The following is a 1,224-nucleotide window of genomic DNA, read 5'->3' as shown; positions in this document are numbered from 1 at the left end:
CACCCAGATGTGTGGTCACGCGGGGCGGTCCGGTTGGGGTTGGCTCGCGCGTTCTGCGTAGGCTCTTGTACGGACCTCGCGGGTACGACGACGGGGAGCCCTCGTGTGCACCGATGCTTTGGCGGGCTGGTGCACGAGGAGGACTCCCCGGTGTTCGTGGTCGTGGTCGTCCGCGTCCTGACCGGAACACAGAATTCACGAGGCGTGAAATGACTACCCCGACCCCTCACGACGGTACAACGTCGGCAAGCTTTAGGGTTCACGAGGCTCCTGTGTACCCCTTGACCGACAGTAACGAACCCCTTCTGACCTCGCATGCTGCTCTGATTCTTCTCGCGGCTGTGGTCATTGGTTGCGTGGTTGCCGGGCTGACCCATCTCAGTGCGCGTAACTCCGCAGCGGCGGCACTGGCCGGGCTCGTGGGGGCAGGCGCCAGCATCCCGGTCCTGCACACCCTGATCGGTCTCTGACGGCTTTGGAGCCCCGGGCGTCAGTCATCCGGGGCTCCACTCCCGTTCGGCATCGAGCACGACTCGATGACCTTCTCCATCGGTGAGCCGATGCACCGCAGTGCTGGACGACCCTCCCTACTCGATCTGCTGCTGGGAGGGCCGCCTTGTCAGCGGTTTCGGCGTGGACCACGGGCCTGGGCCGGTGGCTGGTACGAACGGCTGCTCTGGGCCGCGACCCGGGTGCTCCGGCTCTCCTCTGTCCTCTGTAGATCCATGCGGGCCTTCACCTCGGACTCATGAAGCCTGGGGTGTTGTTCGGCGATCTGAGCGCGCAGGGCCTTCTCGGTCCGTGCGTCGGTGGCGATGCCCCGGTACATGGCGGCGTTCTCCCGGGCCTTGGCTGCCTGGCCGTGGGCGCGGGAGAGGCGCTTCTCGTCGCCGGTGTCGATCTGCTGGATACGGGAGGGGATCCGGGTCTCGCGCATCTGGGTGAGCCGGGCCGCGAGGGTGTCGACGTCCTGGGCCTGGCGCTCGGTGACACCGAGGACGTCGGCGTACGGGCTGCTGCGCACGATCTCCCACGCAGCCTCGGCGGCACGGGAGGCCGCGATCCGGGCGTCGGCCTCCTCCCGCCACCCGGCGGCGCGCTGCTCGGTGGCCTCCTGTGTGAGCTGGCGGTGTTCCTTGCGGGAAGTGCCCGCCAGGCGAAGCGAGATCCGGCCCTTGCCCTCGGCCGCCGCCAGGACGCGCAGGTGCTCGTCCGCCTTCGTCG

At 68.4% G+C, this 1,224-nt stretch carries 1 protein-coding gene and 1 pseudogene; one reads left to right on the top strand and one right to left on the bottom strand.

Going from position 1 to position 1,224, the window contains the following annotated elements; translation table 11 throughout:
- Positions 1-281 precede the first annotated feature (281 nt).
- Positions 282-470, top strand: a complete 189-nt coding sequence (locus BFF76_RS31915) for a hypothetical protein (RefSeq protein WP_244167375.1) — start codon at positions 282-284, stop codon at positions 468-470.
- Positions 471-619: 149 nt separating this feature from the next.
- Here the strand turns inward: BFF76_RS31915 and BFF76_RS29770 are convergent.
- Positions 620-1,224, bottom strand: a pseudogene (locus BFF76_RS29770) (MobF family relaxase); the annotation flags it as partial.

The organism is Streptomyces mutomycini, from assembly GCF_001700505.1.
Lineage (GTDB): Bacteria > Actinomycetota > Actinomycetes > Streptomycetales > Streptomycetaceae > Streptomyces > Streptomyces mutomycini.
Note: the sequence above shows the minus strand (reverse complement) of the source record. Positions and strands in the feature narration are given on the sequence as shown.